This is a genomic window from Francisella halioticida (assembly GCF_002211785.1).
GTDB classification, from domain to species: Bacteria; Pseudomonadota; Gammaproteobacteria; order Francisellales; family Francisellaceae; genus Francisella; species Francisella halioticida.
Genome location: NZ_CP022132.1, coordinates 2,120,725 through 2,141,460, shown reverse-complemented (window position 1 = coordinate 2,141,460; position 20,736 = coordinate 2,120,725). Strand labels below are relative to the sequence as shown.

The window sequence follows — 20,736 nt, the reverse complement described above, 5'->3', positions numbered from 1 at the left end:
TAGCTGATTTTGGAAATATTGTACCAATGCAATCAGTTTGCGACAGAACCGAGAAGAGCCATTATTATCTGATAAAATCAGTCTTAGCACTCACCTAATACTTCAAACTCATCATATTCAAGTAGTGCGCTACCATCTTGTTGAATTTGCCAATATTCTTCATGAACAATACCAAAAGCTTTGTTCATTTTCCACTTAGATTTTAATATATAACCATTTTCTTTGGGCTCCCAATTCACCTCAGAGTAACTGACATTAGAGAAACCATCATCGATTAATTTTTGCCAGAAATTTTGTATTGATTCTTTACCTACAAACTCTCCAAAAGGTTTAGCGACCATTGTGCAGTTAGAGGTATATTGTTCGGCACAGCCTTTAGCGTCCTTTGCATTAAATGCATCTTGCCATTTTTTTATAGCTAATTTACATTTATCTAGATTATTCATAATTTATAATTTATAATCCTTATAAAATATTGATATTAAACTCTAACTATAACATTAATTTTGGACACCGTCAAGCTAACTCCCAAATCTGGAAGTTGAACTACAAAATCAGTGATTATGGTATGTTTTTTAATTTTATGGCTTTGGTTGTGAAGAAAACTTATTTTTCTTATCTGAATTAAGATATTTTTATATTTTGGCGTTGTAGATATACACTTATCCTAGTTTAAGGACTATTTCATTGTAAAAAATGTAGCTCAAAATTATTTTTTCTAATATTTTCAATGGTTGTTCTGATTACATCAATAGCACTTTCTTGAAGCTTTACATATAATGTTCCCAGAAAAAGCTACTGATTTTAGAAAGATTTTTATTCCTAGATGTTAAACTTAACTAGATAAATTAGGAAATAGATAAATGAGTAAAAAAAGAGTAACGTATACAGCTGATTTTAAAGCTAAAGTAATTATAGAATTGCTAGAAGGCGATATGACAGTTAATGAGATAGCAAGTAAGTATGATTTACTTCCTAAAAACGTGCATAATTGGAAGCAGCAATTTTTATCTAATGCTTGCTTAGCATTTGATAAAAGCTCTGTTGTTAAGGAGTATAAGCAGGAAATAGATGAGCTTAGAAAAGATAAAGATGCAACAAGTAAAGAACTAGGCGAGGTAATAGTAGAGAGGGATTTTTTAATGGGAAAGCTAAAAAAGCTTGGTATCATCAAATGATAGAGTAAACTCTGTAGATACTAAGCTAGAATTATCTTTAAATAATCAGCTTAAACTATTATCTGTATCTAAGAGTGTGTACTATTATACACCAATATCAAAATTTAGTAGTAATGATGATATTAGACTATTAAATGCAATAGATTTGATACATACTAAACATCCATATTATGGTACGAGAAGGCTAGTAAAGTTGCTAAATAGATTAGGATTTCTAGTTGGAAGGAAGCTAATCAAAAGTGCTATGGAATTCATGGGTATTAAGGCATTGTATCCTAAAAAAAAGACAACTGTCATTAATAAGCAACACAAGAAATATCCATACTTACTTAATGTATTTAAAAATGAGACGAATCAGGTTGTTATAGATAAAGCTAATAAGGTATGGAGTGCTGATATCACGTATATTAGACTAGAATGTGGGTATGCATATTTAGCAGCCATAATAGATTGGCATAGTAAGAAAACACTAGCTTGGAAGATTTCTAATACTATGGATACACATCTAACAACTAGTGTGTTAAAAGAAGCGTTATTTAAATATGGTAAACCTGATATCTTTAACTCTGATCAAGGAACTCAATATACAGCAAAAGAGCATATTAAAATATTATCTGATAATAAAATAAATATATCTATGGATGCTAAAGGAAGATCTATAGATAATATTGCAATTGAGAGATTTTGGAGAACACTGAAATATGAAAATGTTTATCCGGCATCATATATAACTATGAAAGAGGCTAAAGTAGGTATCAAAGAATATATTGATATTTACAACAATGAAAGACTACATTCTAGTATTGGATATATGACTCCTGATGAAGTATATTCTGGTATTTTAGATGCTGTATAAAAGCAAGGAATAAAAATATTTTATAATAGTGGTATTGAATAACAGGGACAGTTTATTATATAGTATTTGAGATTCCGCTGATAGGTGGAAGAGATTACTACACATCAAAAGTCCTATGTTATGATAATGCTGCTTGTGAAAGCTTCTTTGGAACTCTAAAGGTAGAGTTAGTGCATGATGAAAAATATAAAACTAGAGATGAGGCTAAATCTTCAATCTTTGAATATATTGAGGCTTATTATAATACTAAAAGGAAGCATTCAACTATAAATTACATGACTCCTAGTCACTTTGAATATATAATGAAGAATGAAGTTAACAACTGTCCCAAATTAGCAGGATAGATCAATTTCTAACCATGCGCGGTGGTGGAGTTACATCTCTTGACATTAGTAATCCTTCTGAGCCGAAAATTCTAGATCATTGGCAATCCAAGAAGAAAATCATGGGAGATGTAGAGGGGCAAGATTTAATTGGAAACACCTTAGTTGTCACAGGAAGAAATGGTTTTTTATATTTATTAAATATATCAAATCCAAAAAATATAACTCTTATTAAAAGTTATAACGTTCCTGGATTTAATGGAGAGTTTTCTTTACTACACAATAAAGTGTATAAGCAAGGTAAAAGAGTATGTTGCGGTAACATCAGCTCTTATGAATAAACTAGTAATAATTGAGATAACTCATAACCAACCAAAACTAATAAGTTCAATAGAAACGGTTAAAGGTATCGAAGCTGTATATATTAAGAAATATAATGATCACATATATGCTATTGTCGGAGGTTTTTTTAGTAATTCAGTTGAGGTTTTAGATATTATAAATCCTAAAGTTATTAGATATTCTAAGGCTATAACAAAACCTTATTATCTCCAGATGTGCTCTAATATTGCTAAGAATTCTGATATTTTATACATGGCCTTATGGGGGAGTAAATGTAGAGGGCTGGCAAGTTTTAATATAAAAGACCCCGCGAATATTAAAGAGTTAAGTCATATATGTACCAAACAATCAGCCAAAGCTAATAGGGTTAGAATAGAGAATAATTACGCATTTTTACCTTTAGAACAATAAAATACCGGAGCATTAAGTATAATCGACATTGCTAACCCTTATAATTTAAAGCAAGTTGCTGTAATAAAAAACATTCCAAATATAAAGAAATCATATACATTAAGCGTGAAAGATAATTATATCTATATTTTTGGTACAAAAGCCAATAATTTGACTATTCTTAAATTAAACAAGTAAAGCATTTATATGGTCGAAGGGATAGCTTAAAGTTTATCCGTTGATATCTATATTGAATCTAGGTATTTTTAGAGTTAGGCATAAAGTTATGATATTTTACACGCTCTCATTAATCTCCTGTTGAGGATAAAGTAACAATTTTTATTGTGTAATCATTGTAATAGTTATGAATAAATATATTTTTGCCACTGTATTGAATATCTAGAATTTTATTCCCTGTTGAATCAGTAATTATCCTTTGATTTTGAGTTTCTTTAACAGATGCTCCACTATTTAAAAACATTTTATTAACTACGTCTATAGGAGCTTGGCTTATTATAAACTCAATTAAGCTTTGCTTTACGCCTATATCTTTATTTGGCATTGGTAGACTACTACTTTTTATGTTTTTACCGTTATAGCTAAGTTTGAATAAAGATCCTCCCCAAGCAGATAGGGCTATCATAGTTATGCTTTTAGAGTTGACTTTGACTATAACTCTTGTAGTGAAGTGAGTTTTTTTACCATTATCTATATATGTTGCAGAAACAATTTGAGAGATGGTTGTGTTTAATTTTAGCTGCCTAGGTTGAGGTAATACAGCAGCTACCTCTGGTGTTATATTTATCTGATTATTAATCTGCTTCTTTGATTGTAAAAATGAGCAGTTATAGAGTAAAAAACAGATGATAATTACTAAAAATTTATTGTTCATGTGTTACCTTTGTTACTATTGGAGATAAGATAAATGCTAAAGTAATACCAGTTAGTGCTGTAATTCCAAAGTACTCTATAGCGGGAGTACTGCTCAAAGATAATAATCCGAATGTTAAAACGGTTGTTATTGCGGATAATGATAAAGCTAACATTGTACTATTAAACTTATGATCATGACTTTCTGCTAAAAATAGCACATAATCCATACTTATACCCAAAACCAAAATTGTTGCAAGTATGCTAAATAGAGTAAAGGGGATATCAAAAATTCCAAGTATAGCTATAGAGGATAAGCAAGATAGTATAGGTACTAAAATATAAATAAGAGATTTTTTGAAACCATATCTTAGAACTAATCCAATCCAGAGTAAAAATATTACACCAATTAACACATAAGATATTATTGATTTATAATGTCCAAATATTTTGCTAATTTGTTTAGTATCGTCGATTACGTAAACATTTTTTTGATTAGTCAAAAGCTCTTTGAGTTTAGATATATCTATATTCTTTGATAATAGTATAGCTAAGGCCTTGTAGTTACTTGGTTGTTCTCCTAAATATAAGAAGCTTGTTTGTTTAGATATGGGATTATTTAGCCAGTGTGAAAGAGTTAGTGGAGAAAATGAGATCTCATTTAAGTTTGTAACAAGCTGTTCTTGTTGAGCCTTTGTAAAGCCTACTTTATTTAAATATTGTTGCATATATTTACTATGTATGAGTTTTTTTGTTTCATCATAGTTTTCTTTTTGTTGATTAATACTCGGAATGTAGTCACTAATACTTATTAAAGGGTGATTTATATTTGTAAAGTTCTTTCTTATTATACTGGATGTTCTATGGGCTTTTTCTATAAGTTCTTTATTCGAATTAGCTAAAACAATAATATAGTTAAGGCCAATGTTGCTTCCTATTACTTGTTTTATGTATGCTTCTTGCTTTATAAGCTTTTCAGATGTTGGCTGCAATATGTGAATATCATCGTTTGAATGTGTCTTATAAACTCCTACCATAGCTAATATAAGTATACTAAAAAAGATTACAAAGCAAATTTTGATACTTAAATTTTTCCAAAAAGATAAATATCCGTTTGAAAGGTGTAATAATATAGGGTGTTTGGCTGGGTATTTTACTTTTGAAAGAGCATAAGGGAAAAAGCAAACTACAGTAAAATATGAAACACTTAACCCTGTAATTGCAAATATGGCAAGCTGGCGTAATCCAGGAAAAGGTACTAACCCAATTATAATAAAAGCTATAATAATATTTATAAGTGCCAGAGTAATGCCAGAGAGTATTTTATCTAAGCCTTTTTTTGAACATGAGTTCTTACCTGCTAAAAGCATCTCAGAGTAGAAAAAGAAAGCGTAGTCTACTGAGACTCCGATTAAACTAGCTCCAAAGACTAGTGTGAATAAAAACACACTGCCAAAAATATAGTGAGTAACTACAAACGCTGCAACAAAGCCACATAGTATTGAGAAGACTGTAAAAAAGAAAGGCTTAATTGATTTAAATGTAAATATTATTAGTAATAAAATACCAATCAAGCCACCTATTCCTATAGTGTTTACTTCATGGTGAGCAGATTGCGCACCAGCATTGGCGTAAAAAAGCATACCAGTTTTTAATACTTCTATGTCATTTCTTGAAACATCATTGATGGCAGTATCTATGACATTCATTAAATTTTTTTGAGAAGTTAAGGAAAAGCTTTTACCTTTGGTTTCTGTTTTTATTAGAACATAATATTTATTATTTTTCTTTGCTATAAGAAAACTGTTATTTAATTTAAGTTTAGAGCTTGGTTTTGGGAGGTTAAACAAAAAATTTTGATATGTAAAAAAAGGATCACTATTTAGCAGTTTTCTATTTACTATTCCTGTGGGGTTATAAATATTTGCTAGAGCATTTTGGTATATTCTTTCATAATTATGGGATGTAAGTAAATCCTTATCTTTGGGACTTAGCAATTGTAATCTGTATGGAAAGTAAAATGATCCCCAAGAAAGCTCTTGTGTAGAGCTAATACCAGTATTTATTTTTTCGAATAGATTACTTTTTTTCAGTAAGATGCTAAACTTACTAGCAGCTAATTCGGCTTTTTGTTCATTATTTTCTCCTACTAAAAATATAATATTATCACTTATCTCATTTGAAAATTTACTTGTAGCGGATACTAAAGTTGGAGATGAGTGCTGCGAGGGTAGTAATGCTAATATATTAGTATTTAAATTAGGGTTTCTGGCGATATATAGACCAAAAATAATAAAGCTAATAACAATAGCTATTGCCCATAGGATAAACCGAATAATATACTTATCTTTCATTGCTTATTTATTCTTTTTTATATTGAGTAACTGTATTTTTATTATGTTATTTTGAGTATCATTAACTTCAATATGTGTAATATATTTTCCACCTTTTAAGATTATTTTCTTTATAGCCTTATTAATAGGTGTAGACTTTGGACTAAGTACTATAGTCCATTTATCTGTATTACCTTTAAATTTCATATTAAAGTACTCATTAATAGATGAGGCATCACCTTTTAGCATAGACATAAAAATATTTGTAAAGGTAAAGACTACAGGCTGTTTTTCTTGGGTAAGAATATTTTGAGGATTATCCATTATTGTTTGTGAAAGCTTATTTTTTGATAATTTTAGCTCAATCTTAATTGGCTTTTGTTGTATCCAAATTAAAGAGTTCTTACCTTTTAATTGAAAAGTTCCTGAAGATTTAAGGTCATTATCTAGACCTGAAATTTGTCTTGTTTGTATAAATTTTCCTGAAATATTTGAGTTTGATGTAAGTTGTTTTTCAACAGATATGAAATCCTGATTTTGAGATGCAGGAGCTGCATACAAAGATACGATAGTAATAAAAATGCTAAGAATGAATAACGTTATTTTTTTCATTTTCAATTAGACCTTTTATTTTTTGTTGCCATTGTTTAGGGGTTATAAAGCATGTTTCTTTTTTTTCAATGTTAACTGCTAGTTGAACTATAGAGCCTTCTGTGATTTTTATGTCTGTACTTTGATCTCTTATGATGTGATTTATTTTTAGTCGATACTCAAATTCTATAAGATCACATTGTATATATATTTTTTGTTTAAATGAGGCTGGTTTGATACATTCTAGTCTTACGTCCACTACAGGCCAAGCATATCCATCATTTTTCATCTGGATATAGTCATAATTTATATGTTCTAACATGCCACATCTAGCCATTTCAAAATATTTAATATAATGACCATGCCAAACAATCTGGAGCATGTCTGTATCAAAAAATGGTATTTCCATATTGAAATAGTAGGTAAATAGACTATGTTGTTTCATCTGATCTCTCCACTATACCAAAAATCAAAAAAATTGAACCACTGCAGACTATATAGTTTACAGTATAACTCAAGTAAACTTGCATATTGTTGAGAATATTTTTCTAGATCGGCTTTCCTATTCTTTTTATTCAGAGTTATACCATCTAGACTAAAATTATCAAAAATTAGGTCAAAAGTGTCATTTTTTTTAGGGCAAAGCATAAAATAAGCAGGGCACTTTAAAAGAGAGGCTAGAATAAAAGCTCCTTGAGGAAAAGCAGCTTTCTCTCCTAGGAAAACTGAATTAACCTCTCTTTCGGGTTTTGTTATAGAAGTTCTATCAGCAGCTATGACAATAAACTCACCATTTTGTACACGATCATATAAGTTTATAGCTAATTCTGGTGAAACTTCTTGTACACAGATCATTCCTATCTCATATTTAGAAGTCACTTTGGTTAACAGCTTATTAAACTTTGGAGCATGTTTACTAAAAACAAGAGCATTTATTTTCATTTGATAGTCATACTTAGAAAGAGCTCTTGCCACATCTAGATTACCTATATGAGCAGTAAAAATAATGCCGCCTTTTTTTGAAGATATAGCATTATTTAAGTTACTTCTATGTTGCTTGGAGAAATTTATATCTTTCATTGTAATCTTACCATTCCATACAGCAAACTTATCTATAATCATTTCTCCAAATGCTAGAAAATGTTTGAAACTGTGAAGCCATAATTTAAAACCACAAATATTTTTATCTAAATGCTGGATATATATAAAAGAACTTTTACGAGCATCTTTATAGAGTAAAAAATAATAAAGCATAATAACATACATAATTAAATATGTTATCCTACGACCAAATAGTCGAAATAAAATAAGTGTAAACTTCAAACCAAATAGGCCTCCGGCTTCTTTTATTCTAGACCAATGCTTCAATTAAATTTTCTCCTTGTTAGTAGAATGGGGATCCTAAGTAACATGCCTGCTACTAATTTAGTATGTGTCCATGATATTTTGACATTATCTTTAAACATTCTAAAGTTAGAGTAACCATTTTTTGGATAAATAATCTTTGTATCTATAAATTGGATGTTTATACCTGCCCAATACATTCTAACAATTATATCAATATCAAATCCCATTCCTTTGGAAAAGCCTCTTTTTTTAGCCACTTGCATATAAGGTGTCAGAGGGTATATTCTAAAACCACACATTGCCTCTTTTATTTGTAATGTCCATGTTTCTATAGCTACCCAAAAGTTTGTTATTTTACGGCCGTGAAGTCTACTTTTAGGTATACTATCATCATATATGGGTATTCCAGATACTAGGTCAAAAGGGTACTTATTAATCTTATCTATAAATAATGGAATATCTGTAAAGTTATGCTGTCCATCGGCATCTATTTGAAGTATATGAGTGTAATTTAGCTCAAAAGCTATTTTTGCGCCAATTGTTACAGCTGACCCTTTGCCTTTGTTTGTACTAAGCATAACCGTTTTCACTATATTACTAAATTTTGAGTCTAACTTCTTGATGGACTCTTTCGTCGTCTTATCATTACCATCATCTATGATAATAATAGGTAGGTTAAACTTGGAAATATTTTTTATCGTATCATATATCTGCTTTCCGTGCTTATATACGGGCACAATCACACATAAGTTTATCTCAGCCATAATTTATTTTACCTAAAGATGCTTGCTCATTATTTAATAAGATTTCAAAAGAAATACAGTTGTTATTATTGATTAACTTGATTGTTATTTGGCTATCAGGCAATATGGCCATTTTAAATTTAGTTTGAGGAATTTCTGAAACAGAAAACCTATCAAGCTTAAAAACGTGATTTGCTAGGTTTATAATAAGCTCTAGTTGAGCTATTCCTGGAAGTATTGGATAATTGTCAAAATGACCTCTAAAAAAATCACACTCTTTGGAGACATAAGAGGATATTACAGCACTATGATCATTATCTATCTTTATATTTTTGATTTCGAAGTAATTTTTTATCATTTAGGGCTCGTTTATTTTTATGGAGCTTTTTTATGAGTCTCTCATATATCGCTAACTATTGTCAAACTGGTTTTAAATGCAGTGTAAAGACATCTAAATTATTTTGATAATTATGCTAATTTAAGCGTTTATTAAATTTCTTATTCATAATAATTATATGAATTTTCCAAAGTTTAAAGTATTTTATACATTTATGCTTCAAATTCTTTAAGTATAACGCTTAGACTATGTTTACCTTGGGTGTTTGTTGGGATATTGTTGATGAACCTCCATTGTTTAGGAATAGTTTCTATACTAAAATATTTTTTCAAATAGTTTTTAAACTTAGAGACTAATTCTTGCTTTTGTATATGACTAAGTATCGATTTTCTGTTTTCAGAGAGACAAACTAAAACTGCGATATATTCTCTATAGCTTTCTCTTTTAATACAAGCAGCATCTCTAATTAAAGGATTTTCAATGAGAATTTCTTCCATATGAGATAAAGATACTCTTTTGCCTGCTATCTTGACAGTTCTGTCAATCCTACCCTTAAGAGTAAAGCTATTATTTGGATGTATTTCTACTACGTCTTGCATAGCTTGCTCAGGATCTTTGAAAAAAGGTGATTTAACAATGAGTAAATTATCTCTTATAAGTATATCAACTCCTTTAAAAGCATTCCAATTGCTATTTATAAGTTGTTGTCTATAAGCAATCACTCCTGTTTCTGTACTTCCATAGATTTCTAGTATAGGAATATTATAGTGTTCATTGAATTCACTAGCATTATCACGTTTTAATTCACTAGCAGCTGAAATAAGTAAACTATTTTTAATATTATCAACTCTTGTGCGCAAATGAGAAATAATCAAAGGTGTTGTTATAAGAATTACGTTGTCCAGAGCTAGTTTTCTATTGATATTTTCTGGTATAAATAATTTTGTTGTGTGTATTATCTTTTTATTTAGTAGTGGATAAATTATAAAAAAGCTAAATCCATAAAGATGCTGATGTGAGACAGTTGAGTAAACTTGAGCCTTTCTAAGGCCAAACTCATTTATCTTTTTATTCAAAACAAAACTCTCTTTCTCTAGATTGATTGTATTTTTGATGTATTTTTTGTATTCCCTTGTTGATCCCGATGTAAAAAAAATAGAGTCGGTATTTTTGATAGAAAACCTTTTTGTACTCCTTGTATTAAAGCTAATATCATCATCAAATATTATAATATCATACTCTGTTTTAAGCTTATTTAGAGTTCCTTGCTGATTATTAGGAGGCATTACTGTAGTTTTACCGAGGAAGTTGCATGCAATCCAAGCACAACAAAAAAAGTAAACATCATCTATAGCTAAAGCAATTTTTTGTTTATTTAAAAGTGAATTTCCCCAAAGATTAGCAAGAGAGTTAATATCTGTTATAAACTGTTTGGCTGAGATTTCAGAGGAGTTTTTTATAAATACTGTCCTAGATGGACTTTGTTCAAATAAACTTAATACTTCTTTAAGCATGACTATCGAAATTGCCTCCTAATGAAAAATCTAATAATTATCTCAATCGTAGCTAGTAATCCAATAAGAAGATAGCTTATTAATCCATTATATAGTGTCCAAATTTCTATAGATCCAAAAACTGTAAATGTTGATACCAGTGCATTTAAGCAGAAAAAGATACACCAAGAGAATGTTACACACCAAGTGTATTTGATAGCGTAAGTTGGCAAGGGAAGTTTGTTTACTCTTTCTGCAAATTTTGTGATGATGCTTTTTTCTTGAAATAGAGAGTAGGAGAAAATGCCAAATAGTATTATATTTACAAAAATAGGATACAGCTGCATCACTATTATGTTGTTTATAAGTGCCGCAGTTATCGCTAATACAACCCCCATAATACAAATAACTTTCCAAATAATATTCTTATCTTTGATAATTAATGATCTTAAACAGAATAGTAAAGCTATTAGTAAACCAATATATTTTAAAGATAAGGATTTGATTCCCACAAACACAATAAAAGGATATAATATTGTTAGGGAAATAAGAATGATTTTAAATGAATTTTTCACTGTAAAGGGGCTACTCTGATTCCATAACTTTTGAAATAATATCGACTACATCCTTTATTGTTCTAACAGACTTAAATTCCTCAGGGCTGAATTTACGTTTAGTAATACTTTGTAACTGAACTATTAGATCGACAGCATCGATACTATCTAGTTCTAAGTCTTCATACAGGCTAGATTCTAGAGATATATCACCCTTATCTATTTCAAATAATTCCTGTAGCATATCTTGAAGTTTAATAAAAATTTCTTCTTTAGAAAAACTCATGCTTCACACCATTAAGATTTATTTTTTTCTACAAACTTTGCTAGAGATGCGACGGACCTAAAATGTTTTTTAATATTCTCATCTGCTACATCAAGGCTTATATTGTAACATTTTTTTAAATAAACACCAATTTCTAAACCATCTATAGAGTCAAGGCCTAATCCACCATCAAAAAGAGCCTCATTGGCATCAATTTCATCTGGAGTTATATCCTCTAAATTTAGAACTTCTATAATCATTTTTTTTATTTCTTCTTCCATACCTGTATCTTACTCATGCTTTATAAACGATCTTTTTGGGAGAGTGCTATCTGTAAGTATCTTGTAAGTCTTCGTGCAGCTAGCGAAGGGAGTCCATTGGCTTCCTTAATAAAGCTTTCAGAGTCAATCTCATCTCCTACAACCACCTTAAAAACAGGGGTTGAATCTGGAATGTTATACCATTTACTATTTTTTGTCAAAGTTGCGGGGTGGCAAAATATATGGATAATTCTTATTTTGGCTTTTGTTCTAATTGCTAGTTGAGATGCGCCTCTTTTAAAATCTAGAGGTTTTCCTGGTTTTGATCGCGTACCTTCTGGAAATACCAGAAGGTTTCTACCTTGAGCAATAATGTTATTTAATTCAGAAATAGTTTGTTCAGGGTTTAAATTTGGGATATACCCAGCTGTTTCGATAACATGCCTAAAAAAGAAATTCTGCCATAAGCTATGTTTTACAATATTATCACAAAGTTTAAGTCTTGACACTATTGCAACGTAGTCAATTAAAGTAGGATGATTTGCTATTAGGATACAACCTTTAGCTTGTTGTAACTTTTCGATATTTTCAAATTGAAATCGTATTACTCGTAAATGATGCACCATTCCAATAAAGAATCTAAAAACATAACTTATTATATGTTGGGCATGTTTTACTCTAGATTGATCATCTTTAATAAAAAGACTGATAAAAGGGAAATAAATATATCCTAGGATAGCTCCTCCAAAACTAAAAGTTAAGAAGCAAAATCCTTGAGCAAGAGCTCTATACAATTTGTTTAATTTTTTCATATTTTAATTTCTTTGAATTGTAAGCTTAGATAGTATTAAAGTTTCTTTTACTTCTTTTGTTAACCAGCTTGCAAATATCAGTGCAGGAGGGATACTATTATAACTAATATTTTTTTTATTTATAGAAAGGTCGATAGCTTGACTACTACCAGAAATTGGCTTTTTAGATACAATAAAGCTGACTCCATAAGCTAAGTTGTATTTTATGTTTAATTCATTAAAGATTTCTGGAACATTATCATCAAAGACCGTTAATAATACAGTATTGAAGTCTTGTAACTGTGTAATGGAATCTATTAGTCCCATTTGAAAGGTTTCCTTATTAGCTGCAATTGAGTTAAAAGGGATACTGAGATTTTTATGAGCTGAGATGAGTCCAGATGGCGTATTATGTACAGATTGCGAAAAGCTATTTGGAGAAAGGATTTGGTTATTAGAAATATCTTTGAGTATGTTTATAGTATTATTGAGTTCTCCGTGCTGAGATGCAAAAACAGCGGCGTCAATATGTTGAAAATTAAATTGAGGTAGTGATATTGATATGGCAATTTTACTAGATCTGCTACACCTTCTTCTGATATTGGTTGGAATTAAGGACGTATTTATATCAATTTCTTTTTCTAGAAAAAGTTTATTGTTGATATGGCTTATTGTTGATATATCTTTTAAGCTTGGTGCTAAAGTGAGTAAAGAGCTAATATAGATTTTCATACATAGCCTTAAGTTATATTAATGCAAGGAGTATAGCATATTTTGTATATGTATGATGAGAATAATGCCAGCATTTTAATGTACATATTAACTTTTTTGTGACATCATCTAGGCAACACACTTACTATAAACCTTGCGAAATGAAGAGAGTATTAAATGATTGATATTAATCTAACGGCCAAGGTCGTTATAATCGGAGCAGGACCTTCTGGAAGTGTTGCAGCGTCTTTGTTAGCACAAAAAGGGTATGAAGTAATAATTGTAGAAAAAGAACAGTTTCCTAGATTTTCAATTGGTGAAAGCTTACTGCCTCAATCAATGACATTTTTTAAGCAAGCTGGACTGCTTGATGAAATTAGCAAAGAAGAATGTTTTCAATATAAGAATGGAGCTGTTTTTAGTAACAGTTTTAAATTTACATCTGTAGATTTTAATGAGAAATTTGCGAATGGGTATTCGTCAACATATCAGGTTAAAAGAGGAGTTTTTGATAAGATTTTAGCAGATAAAGTTGAAAGTTCTGGTGTTAAGGTTTTTTATAAAACTCAGGTGAAAGATGTTTTACAGAATAGTAAAGGTATTCAGCTAAAGGTATATAACTTAGAGACCCATAAAGAATACTTTATAGATGCTGAATTTATATTAGATGGGAGTGGATTTGGCAGAGTATTGCCAAGGTTACTTAATTTAGAAACCCCTTCAGAGTTTCCTACTAGGCATGCTTATTTTTGCCATATTAGAGATAATATAAAAAGAGAGGATTTTGATAGAAATAAAATATTCATTGGGATTCATCCGAGGCAAAGAGATATTTGGTATTGGTTGATTCCCTTTGCTGATGGTACCGCATCAGTGGGTGTTGTAGTTCCTAATGATTTCTTTAATGATAATAACTCGACCACCACTAATGAGCACGTATTAAAAGATTTTATTCAACAGATGCCATACTTAGATAGTATTTTAGAAAACGCAGTGTTTATTACAAATGCTCAAAAAATAACAGGATACTCTTCTAATGTTTCTAGGTTATATGGGGATAATTACGCTCTTTTAGGTAATGCAGCAGAGTTTTTAGATCCTGTATTTTCCTCAGGTATTACTATAGCTGTTAAATCTGCTTCATTAGCTGTAAATGTTTTGGATAAGCGCTTTAGAGGAGAAGAAGTTGATTGGAGTGAGGAGTTTGTTAAACCTTTATATGTAGGTATTAATACGTTTAAAGAATTTGTCCATGCTTGGTATTCTGGAGAGCTCCAAAAAATTATTTTTCAAAGTAATATTAATTCAAGTATAAAACGGATGGTAATATCGGTATTAGCTGGATATGCTTGGGATGAAAATAACCCGTTTGTAAATGACAGTAAAAGAAAACTGAAGCTTTTATCTAGTTTATGCTCGGATATATAAAATCTCTTTATCTTATTATATTGCCTTTAAGAGCTACTCCAGTCATTATTAGTCCTTCAGCGCATACAAAAGTCTTTGAGTTGTTGGTGGGGTTGTTTTTCCAATTAGATTCTATATTAGCTACGCCTTTACCGTTAACAGCTTGAGCTTGCTTCTTCAAGTCAATAAGAGCAGAATAGAATACCCAATTACAAGCTTTTAAATTACTTTTTAAGACTCCATTTGACCTGTTACTTGTATATATTGTTTCCCCTTTTGTATATTCAAAAGGTTTAGAATCTTTGCCAAAATAAAATTTAAAATCACCAAGTTGAGTTTTTACTTTTTTTGGCATAGAATCCATAGCATTTTTAATTTCCATATTATAAATATCATTACTGGCATAGTTTAACATTGGTGTTGATAGTAAGATCACAAAGCACAGCACCTTTAAAAATATAGATTTATTCATGAGTTGTTTTTTTTAGGTTTAATCAGTGTTTAAATAATATCATGATAAGTGATCTTTTGATAATAAAATCAACTACCTGTTACAAGTAGTAGCAAGGTATGAGTTGCTCTAATCGTAACTTTAGCTATTCTTGCTTTACGTAATCTATTGTGTTATTTGTCCTAATTTAACATAGTTTGGTATCATACTTTCATGCTACCTACAAAATATCTATATCTATAACTTTCCTTTCTAAATATGCGAGAGTAAACTTTGAATATGTCTATTGCTATGCTAATCCTACGTGGAAATTAACTGAACTAAAAAGTGTACATATCTTTATCTATTTCAACTTCTATAAAATTGGCTAGTACTTAGTTCTAGCTTGGTATATTTCCCTGGAACTACCATTATACGCCCTAAAAGACGGAAAATAAAACTCTAAGAGCTTAAAATTTCTTAAATATAAGAGAGGTGTTAACTCCTCCAAAAGCAAAGTTATTAGACATAATATAGTTCAGATCAGTTTTCTTAGGCTTTTTTAAATAATTAAGTTTGGCGCATCTATTATCAACCTCTAGTAAGTTTACATTAGGTATTATTAACCCTCTGTTCATCATCTCTATAGATAGCCATGCTTCTAACGCTCCACAAGCCCCTAATGTATGTCCGAAATAACCTTTCAAAGAGCTTATATTCATATCTTTATTAAAAACTTTTGAGGTTGCTATACTTTCAGCAATATCTCCAAGCTCTGTGGATGTTCCATGAGCATTAACATAATCTACTTCACCTGCTTTTATTTTTGCATCTTTTAGAGCAAGCTCTAAGGCTATTTGTATTTTGTCTGCAGTTGGTTGAGTCACATGTTCAGCATCACAATTTGTTCCATATCCAACGACTTCAGCATATATTTTAGCACCACGATTTTGTGCATGTTCTAAAGATTCTAAAATTAAGGTTGTAGCACCTTCACCTATCACTAGACCATCACGATCTTTATCAAAAGGTCTCGGAACATGTTCTGGATTATCATTTTTTTGACTTGTTGCAAAAAATGTATCGAAAATTGCTACTTGACTTAAGCACAATTCTTCAGCTCCTCCTGCTATCACAATATCTTGCATGCCATATTTAATATTTTCATAGGCATACCCAATAGCTTGGCTGCTAGATGTGCAAGCACTTGATGTTGGTATTAAGCGACCTGTTATACCAAAAAATAAAGCAAGATTGACAGCACAGGTATGGCTCATACCTTTAATATATGTTGTAGCATTTACATTACCTATTTTTTCTTCTGTAAGAATAGAAAGTAGCTCAGAAAGAGGTTCAGGACTACCTGAACATGAGCCATAAGCGATACCGGTTTTGCCGTTGCTCAAAATATCCTGTTGGTTTAGTAAATTAGCATCACTTAGTGCCTGGGATGTAGCTAGAGTGGCTAGTTTTGATACTTTACCCATGCTACGAGTTTTTTTACGAGATGCTTTGGGAAATTCAAAATCATTTATAGGCGCCGCTAGTCGAGTATTTAAACCATCTATGTGGTCCCATGGCATTCTTTGAGTTGCTGTTTTACCTTTTAAAAGTTTTGAAAATATAGAATCTGCGTCGTTACCAAGTGCAGTTATCCCTGACATTCCTGTAATGACAACTTTTTTCATTAAGCTAAACCTCCATTTACGGATATAACTTGCCTAGTTATATAGCTTGCGGAGTCTGACATAAGAAATTCTGCTAGGCATGCAACTTCATCAACAGTACCAGCTCTTTTCATAGGGATATGTTTTACTATCTCATCGTAATGCTCTATTTTATTGGTCATTTCAGTTTCTATAAGTCCAGGAGCAATACAGTTTACAGTTATTTTCCTCTTGGCTAACTCTACAGCTAAAGCTTTTGAAGCTCCTATGATGCCTGCTTTAGCAGCACTATAGTTTACTTGGCCTCTATTTCCAATAACTCCAGAAACTGAAGACATGTTTATTATTCTGCCGCCTTTTCTAAGTTGTATCATTGGCATAATACATGGTTTTAAGACATTGAAAAAGCTATCTAAGTTTACATCAAGGACACTAAACCATTCTTCTTTAGACATGGCTGGGAATGCACTATCCTTGCATACACCAGCGTTATTAACTATACCGTAAAATGCTCCTTTTTTATCTATATAGTTAGTTATCCTCTCCATTGTTTGTTCATTATTAGATACATCAAAACTGATAATATCAGCTGAATAACCCATATCTAATATTTGTTCTTGAACATTCTTTGCCCCATTTAAATCCTTATTATAGTGTATAGTTATATGTCTTTTTTGTGATGCTAGTTTCAAAGCTAATGCTTTCCCTATACCTTTGCTAGCTCCTGTGATTAGTATTCTTTTCATTTAAAAGCCTCTTTTAAGGATTTTTTTTGTGTCATTAATATCTTCTGGTTGATAAGCGTTCATTGTTACAGTAGCAACAATACTATTATTTAACTTTACTTTGCAATTAAATACTCCAGTTCCTTTATCTAATACTATGCATTCAGCAAAGATATCCAAAGTATTACCTAGCTTATATTCCTTTATACTTGTTTTGTATTTTCTTATACTTAGTAAAAAACCTATAGATGGTTTTATACATGGATCAGGATTATTTACTTTGGAGTAGACTGCTGAAGTTTGTGCCATCATTTCTATAGATACCCAGTGGGGGATACTATTAGTTTTTTCTATAAAAAATAGATTATTTTCTCTTATTGTTGATCTGCAGTGGATAATTTCATTGTTAAAACTAATAAACTCATCAACAAGTCTCATGGTATCTGTTTGAGGAATTAGAAGGTCTATGCTACACATTACTACCCCCTATTATTACGCTTACATTATTTCCACCAAAGGCGAAAGAGTTACTCATGAAGTAGGCATCATTATATTTAGTATCTTTGGTTATTATACCAGGATAAGAAATAATATTTTTATCAGAAATACTCTGTTTGGGAAGCATTTTTTTTGGATTATATTTATTGGAAGCAAGAAGCCAGCAGAAAGCGATTTCTGTAGCTCCAGCAGCACCTAATGTGTGGCCTGAAAGATGCTTGGTTGAACTACAAGGAATAGTAACTTGTTTAAAAGTATTTCTAACGGCATTAATTTCCATACTGTCATTGAGTATAGTTGCTGTACCATGCAGGTTTAGGTATCCAATATTACAAGGTTCAATATTTGCATTATTGATAGCTTTCAGCATGGCCGTTTTTGCACCGTCTCCCTTAGGATCTGGGGAAGTTATGTGATATCCATCAGAAGATTCACCTACACCTAAAAGTGAGATTTCAGATTTATCTCGTGACATGATAAAAATAGCGGCACCTTCACCAATGTTTATTCCATTCCTATGATCATGAAAAGGCTTACAAATACTTTCTGATACTAAGTTGAGACAATCAAATCCATTAAGTGTTAGGTCGCAAAGGGTGTCACAGCCGCCAACAATAACTGCATCACATAAGTTTTGTTTAAGCAAGCGTGCTGCAGAAGCAAAAGCTTTTCCGCTTGATGAACATGCAGTTGAGATTGTATAGGACATATTTTCAAGCTTAAAATAATCTTTTAAAAACTCACTAAGCCCACCAGGCTCCTGCTGCTCATAACTAAACTCTTTTGGAAGAGTTTCTTTTTGAAGTTTATTACTAATAGCTTTTTCACCATTATCAATTCCTGATGTACTGGTACCACACACTACAGCAACTCTATCTTTTCCATATTTAAGAATGGTAGTTTGTATTTGATGTTCTATCTGTAGGCAGGCATGTAGTATTAGTTGATTATTTCTGCAGTTATATTTTTTTAGTTCAGCAGATATGTCGGGAAGTTTAGTTTTAACAGAACCAACAAAAGTTTGTTTACCAGAAATGAGATTTTTCTTAGTTTGTAAGCCTGTCTGGTTTTTTAATATTGAATCAGTAACTTCCTCTTTTGAATCTCCTAAGCTATTTATTATACCTAGGGCGTTTAAATATATTTCATTTTTTGCCATAACACTAAAAATTTTAAAGAGGTAACTTTACTTTATAGTATATGTGCTATTATCGAATATTTAAATAGTTTTACTCCAAGGAAAACGCATCTAATTTTTATGAATAAGAGGTTTGATAACTTATTTTTTAAGTTATTAATTAATAAATAGAGCTCTAACACATACATAATAGTTTTTTGCTAGGCAATACTTGCTTTATTTTAAGGAGATTATTAATGTTATTTATATTTTGTTATTGAAATATTTTATTCTCAACATACTTAGCAAAAGCTTTATGTGCATAGCTAGTTGGATGTACTTGCCCAGCAAAAAGATACTTATTATACTTACCATTTATATAGTTTTTAGGAATACATATAAGCGCATTTGAGCCATTGAAGTTGCATGCAGATTGTGTCACATTAGAAAATTTATACTCAGTACTGCCTATTTTTATTTTTTTATCCTTAACAATTGTGTTAAAAAACTTTTGGGAATCAATAATGTTTATACCTTTAGGAGAAATATCTCTTTTCAACTCGTCATTAAAAGCTCTTGATAGAGAATTAAATAGTGAGGTTTTGAAACTGTGTAAGTTTTTGCCATTAGCTGTAGCTATAGGCGTTATTCCCAGATCAGGTAAGTTAATAACATATATATTTCTTGGTTTTGCTCCGTGCTTAATTAGATAGCTTGTGTCGTATGCAATATCCTTTGCAGCATTAACCATACCTCTTATTTCATTAGTAGGTGAGACATTATCCGTGACTAAATATTTTACTAAAAAGTAAACTTTTGCCAATATTGATTGATTATTTGTAAAACTCTCAAGCTGTAAAAAAGTATTATTTGCTCCTGCCCATATAATATAGATAGTATTAGGGTTAGCTTTATTATTATGTTGTTTTAGATAACTATCAATCTGATTATACTTTTCGATTGTGTTTTGTTGACTATTGTCACAGCTTTCACCTGCTCTCAAGGGTCCTATAGGTGGTGGGGTATAGTCATCTTTTTCACCGATACCATTACAAATTGTAGTAGCTCCTCCAGCTGCATAATCATTACCACTTAAAGATGGCTTTACAGATCTACTTATGTTTTTCTTTGGAGTGAAAATGTTATTAGGAGTTGCTATGCTCTTATTATTTATACCTAAATATTGTGGCCATACTGTATAACCTTCGTTAGGACTAGAATAAGTAGCTTGTTTAACTTTTTTTGAATTTCCAAGTATTGTTGGCCAATCTTTATCAATATTATGAAAGTTATTTGTATAACCTGAATCACTTAGACTATCTCCAAATACTACTATATTTTGAATTTTTTCTCCAAAAGAGCTTTGTATAAGTAAAATTAAGGATATAGATAGTAAAAAAAAAATTCTTAACACAATGGTTCTATTGTCTAATTAATCATAAAGAGAGATATAATACTCAAATAATATTCTAAAAGCTATACTTCTTTAATAACCAGTCTTATCAAGA

Annotated in this window: 24 protein-coding genes and 1 pseudogene; 6 read left to right on the top strand and 19 right to left on the bottom strand. The window is 30.7% G+C overall.

The features are described from left to right. Positions 1-83 precede the first annotated feature (83 nt). Positions 84-446, bottom strand: coding sequence for a YybH family protein (locus CDV26_RS11395; protein WP_088773359.1), 363 nt, complete (start codon positions 444-446; stop codon positions 84-86). A 417-nt stretch (positions 447-863) separates the two neighbouring features. On the opposite strand from CDV26_RS11395, the gene CDV26_RS11390 reads away from it, so the two are divergent. From CDV26_RS11390 to CDV26_RS11370, 5 genes and pseudogenes are all read left to right on the top strand, one after another. Next, a complete protein-coding gene (locus CDV26_RS11390; RefSeq protein ID WP_157671624.1) occupies positions 864-1,178 on the top strand; it encodes a transposase in 315 nt (104 codons plus the stop codon). After that, positions 1,162-2,034 carry an IS3 family transposase gene (locus CDV26_RS11385; RefSeq protein WP_088773358.1) on the top strand — a complete coding sequence of 291 codons (873 nt, stop codon included), beginning with the start codon at positions 1,162-1,164 and terminating at the stop codon, positions 2,032-2,034. Before CDV26_RS11390 ends, CDV26_RS11385 begins: the two co-directional genes overlap by 17 nt. Positions 2,035-2,150: 116 nt before the next feature. After that, a pseudogene (locus CDV26_RS11380) lies at positions 2,151-2,378 on the top strand (IS3 family transposase); the annotation flags it as partial. Positions 2,379-2,392: 14 nt separating this feature from the next. After that, on the top strand, positions 2,393-2,698 hold the full coding sequence (locus CDV26_RS11375) for an LVIVD repeat-containing protein (RefSeq protein WP_088773356.1): 306 nt from the start codon (positions 2,393-2,395) through the stop codon (positions 2,696-2,698). Continuing rightward, on the top strand, positions 2,691-3,110 hold the full coding sequence (locus CDV26_RS11370; RefSeq protein WP_088773355.1) for an LVIVD repeat-containing protein: 420 nt from the start codon (positions 2,691-2,693) through the stop codon (positions 3,108-3,110). Before CDV26_RS11375 ends, CDV26_RS11370 begins: the two co-directional genes overlap by 8 nt. A gap of 286 nt (positions 3,111-3,396) precedes the next feature. On the opposite strand, the gene CDV26_RS11365 is transcribed toward CDV26_RS11370, so the two are convergent. From CDV26_RS11365 to CDV26_RS11305, 12 genes are all read right to left on the bottom strand, one after another. Beyond that, complete coding sequence (locus tag CDV26_RS11365; RefSeq protein ID WP_088773354.1) at positions 3,397-3,981, bottom strand: DUF3261 domain-containing protein; 585 nt, start codon at positions 3,979-3,981, stop codon at positions 3,397-3,399. Further along, on the bottom strand, positions 3,971-6,313 hold the full coding sequence (locus tag CDV26_RS11360) for an MMPL family transporter (protein ID WP_088773353.1): 2,343 nt from the start codon (positions 6,311-6,313) through the stop codon (positions 3,971-3,973). Before CDV26_RS11360 ends, CDV26_RS11365 begins: the two co-directional genes overlap by 11 nt. A 3-nt stretch (positions 6,314-6,316) precedes the next feature. Further along, positions 6,317-6,904, bottom strand: coding sequence for a LolA family protein (locus tag CDV26_RS11355; RefSeq protein WP_088773352.1), 588 nt, complete (start codon positions 6,902-6,904; stop codon positions 6,317-6,319). Further along, the gene (locus CDV26_RS11350; protein WP_088773351.1) at positions 6,876-7,328 is read right to left on the bottom strand and encodes an acyl-CoA thioesterase; all 453 of its coding nucleotides are present in this window, start codon (positions 7,326-7,328) and stop codon (positions 6,876-6,878) included. Before CDV26_RS11350 ends, CDV26_RS11355 begins: the two co-directional genes overlap by 29 nt. Then, complete coding sequence (locus tag CDV26_RS11345) at positions 7,325-8,137, bottom strand: LpxL/LpxP family acyltransferase (protein WP_157671623.1); 813 nt, start codon at positions 8,135-8,137, stop codon at positions 7,325-7,327. The genes CDV26_RS11350 and CDV26_RS11345 overlap by 4 nt, the downstream gene beginning before the upstream one ends. Positions 8,138-8,247: 110 nt before the next feature. Continuing rightward, entirely contained in the window at positions 8,248-8,994 is a 747-nt protein-coding gene (locus CDV26_RS11340; RefSeq protein WP_088773350.1) for a glycosyltransferase family 2 protein, read from the bottom strand. Beyond that, positions 8,987-9,331: an ApeI family dehydratase gene (locus CDV26_RS11335; protein WP_088773349.1), complete on the bottom strand. Its 345-nt coding sequence runs from the start codon at positions 9,329-9,331 to the stop codon at positions 8,987-8,989. The genes CDV26_RS11340 and CDV26_RS11335 overlap by 8 nt, the downstream gene beginning before the upstream one ends. Positions 9,332-9,522: 191 nt before the next feature. Next, positions 9,523-10,824 carry an acyl-CoA synthetase family protein gene (locus tag CDV26_RS11330; protein WP_088773348.1) on the bottom strand — a complete coding sequence of 434 codons (1,302 nt, stop codon included), beginning with the start codon at positions 10,822-10,824 and terminating at the stop codon, positions 9,523-9,525. Between the two features lie 564 nt (positions 10,825-11,388). Continuing rightward, a complete protein-coding gene (locus tag CDV26_RS11320; protein WP_088773346.1) occupies positions 11,389-11,643 on the bottom strand; it encodes an acyl carrier protein in 255 nt (84 codons plus the stop codon). An 11-nt stretch (positions 11,644-11,654) separates the two neighbouring features. Further along, complete coding sequence (locus tag CDV26_RS11315) at positions 11,655-11,903, bottom strand: phosphopantetheine-binding protein (protein ID WP_088773345.1); 249 nt, start codon at positions 11,901-11,903, stop codon at positions 11,655-11,657. Positions 11,904-11,923: 20 nt separating this feature from the next. Then, on the bottom strand, positions 11,924-12,694 hold the full coding sequence (locus CDV26_RS11310) for a lysophospholipid acyltransferase family protein (protein ID WP_088773344.1): 771 nt from the start codon (positions 12,692-12,694) through the stop codon (positions 11,924-11,926). 3 nt (positions 12,695-12,697) lie between these two features. Further along, complete coding sequence (locus CDV26_RS11305; protein WP_088773343.1) at positions 12,698-13,405, bottom strand: beta-ketoacyl synthase chain length factor; 708 nt, start codon at positions 13,403-13,405, stop codon at positions 12,698-12,700. A gap of 156 nt (positions 13,406-13,561) precedes the next feature. Between CDV26_RS11305 and CDV26_RS11300 the strand changes: the two genes are divergently transcribed. Next, on the top strand, positions 13,562-14,812 hold the full coding sequence (locus CDV26_RS11300) for an NAD(P)/FAD-dependent oxidoreductase (RefSeq protein WP_088773342.1): 1,251 nt from the start codon (positions 13,562-13,564) through the stop codon (positions 14,810-14,812). A gap of 7 nt (positions 14,813-14,819) precedes the next feature. On the opposite strand, the gene CDV26_RS11295 is transcribed toward CDV26_RS11300, so the two are convergent. The 6 genes from CDV26_RS11295 to CDV26_RS11270 form a co-directional block, all read right to left on the bottom strand. Continuing rightward, complete coding sequence (locus CDV26_RS11295) at positions 14,820-15,227, bottom strand: excinuclease (RefSeq protein ID WP_245806462.1); 408 nt, start codon at positions 15,225-15,227, stop codon at positions 14,820-14,822. 464 nt (positions 15,228-15,691) lie between these two features. After that, positions 15,692-16,909: a beta-ketoacyl-ACP synthase gene (locus CDV26_RS11290; protein WP_088773340.1), complete on the bottom strand. Its 1,218-nt coding sequence runs from the start codon at positions 16,907-16,909 to the stop codon at positions 15,692-15,694. Continuing rightward, positions 16,909-17,634, bottom strand: coding sequence for a 3-oxoacyl-ACP reductase FabG (gene fabG / locus CDV26_RS11285; protein WP_088773339.1), 726 nt, complete (start codon positions 17,632-17,634; stop codon positions 16,909-16,911). The genes CDV26_RS11290 and fabG overlap by 1 nt, the downstream gene beginning before the upstream one ends. Further along, positions 17,635-18,090, bottom strand: a complete 456-nt coding sequence (locus CDV26_RS11280; RefSeq protein ID WP_088773338.1) for a hotdog family protein — start codon at positions 18,088-18,090, stop codon at positions 17,635-17,637. It abuts the gene before it with no gap. Next, positions 18,083-19,270 (bottom strand): beta-ketoacyl-ACP synthase, encoded by a 1,188-nt coding sequence (locus CDV26_RS11275; RefSeq protein WP_088773337.1) that lies wholly within the window; start codon positions 19,268-19,270, stop codon positions 18,083-18,085. Before CDV26_RS11275 ends, CDV26_RS11280 begins: the two co-directional genes overlap by 8 nt. A 232-nt stretch (positions 19,271-19,502) precedes the next feature. Further along, entirely contained in the window at positions 19,503-20,642 is a 1,140-nt protein-coding gene (locus CDV26_RS11270; protein WP_157671621.1) for an SGNH/GDSL hydrolase family protein, read from the bottom strand. Between the last annotated feature and the right edge of the window lie 94 nt (positions 20,643-20,736).

Coding starts and splice junctions, on each gene's coding strand:
- CDV26_RS11395 (WP_088773359.1), bottom strand. CDS start 446: ATGAATAATCTAGATAAATGTAAATTAGCTATAAAAAAATGGCAAGAT.
- CDV26_RS11390 (WP_157671624.1), top strand. CDS start 864: ATGAGTAAAAAAAGAGTAACGTATACAGCTGATTTTAAAGCTAAAGTA.
- CDV26_RS11375 (WP_088773356.1), top strand. CDS start 2,393: ATGCGCGGTGGTGGAGTTACATCTCTTGACATTAGTAATCCTTCTGAG.
- CDV26_RS11370 (WP_088773355.1), top strand. CDS start 2,691: ATGAATAAACTAGTAATAATTGAGATAACTCATAACCAACCAAAACTA.
- CDV26_RS11365 (WP_088773354.1), bottom strand. CDS start 3,981: ATGAACAATAAATTTTTAGTAATTATCATCTGTTTTTTACTCTATAAC.
- CDV26_RS11360 (WP_088773353.1), bottom strand. CDS start 6,313: ATGAAAGATAAGTATATTATTCGGTTTATCCTATGGGCAATAGCTATT.
- CDV26_RS11355 (WP_088773352.1), bottom strand. CDS start 6,904: ATGAAAAAAATAACGTTATTCATTCTTAGCATTTTTATTACTATCGTA.
- CDV26_RS11350 (WP_088773351.1), bottom strand. CDS start 7,328: ATGAAACAACATAGTCTATTTACCTACTATTTCAATATGGAAATACCA.
- CDV26_RS11345 (WP_157671623.1), bottom strand. CDS start 8,137: ATGCTTTATTATTTTTTACTCTATAAAGATGCTCGTAAAAGTTCTTTT.
- CDV26_RS11340 (WP_088773350.1), bottom strand. CDS start 8,994: ATGGCTGAGATAAACTTATGTGTGATTGTGCCCGTATATAAGCACGGA.
- CDV26_RS11335 (WP_088773349.1), bottom strand. CDS start 9,331: ATGATAAAAAATTACTTCGAAATCAAAAATATAAAGATAGATAATGAT.
- CDV26_RS11330 (WP_088773348.1), bottom strand. CDS start 10,824: ATGCTTAAAGAAGTATTAAGTTTATTTGAACAAAGTCCATCTAGGACA.
- CDV26_RS11320 (WP_088773346.1), bottom strand. CDS start 11,643: ATGAGTTTTTCTAAAGAAGAAATTTTTATTAAACTTCAAGATATGCTA.
- CDV26_RS11315 (WP_088773345.1), bottom strand. CDS start 11,903: ATGGAAGAAGAAATAAAAAAAATGATTATAGAAGTTCTAAATTTAGAG.
- CDV26_RS11310 (WP_088773344.1), bottom strand. CDS start 12,694: ATGAAAAAATTAAACAAATTGTATAGAGCTCTTGCTCAAGGATTTTGC.
- CDV26_RS11305 (WP_088773343.1), bottom strand. CDS start 13,405: ATGAAAATCTATATTAGCTCTTTACTCACTTTAGCACCAAGCTTAAAA.
- CDV26_RS11300 (WP_088773342.1), top strand. CDS start 13,562: ATGATTGATATTAATCTAACGGCCAAGGTCGTTATAATCGGAGCAGGA.
- CDV26_RS11290 (WP_088773340.1), bottom strand. CDS start 16,909: ATGAAAAAAGTTGTCATTACAGGAATGTCAGGGATAACTGCACTTGGT.
- fabG (WP_088773339.1), bottom strand. CDS start 17,634: ATGAAAAGAATACTAATCACAGGAGCTAGCAAAGGTATAGGGAAAGCA.
- CDV26_RS11280 (WP_088773338.1), bottom strand. CDS start 18,090: ATGTGTAGCATAGACCTTCTAATTCCTCAAACAGATACCATGAGACTT.
- CDV26_RS11275 (WP_088773337.1), bottom strand. CDS start 19,270: ATGGCAAAAAATGAAATATATTTAAACGCCCTAGGTATAATAAATAGC.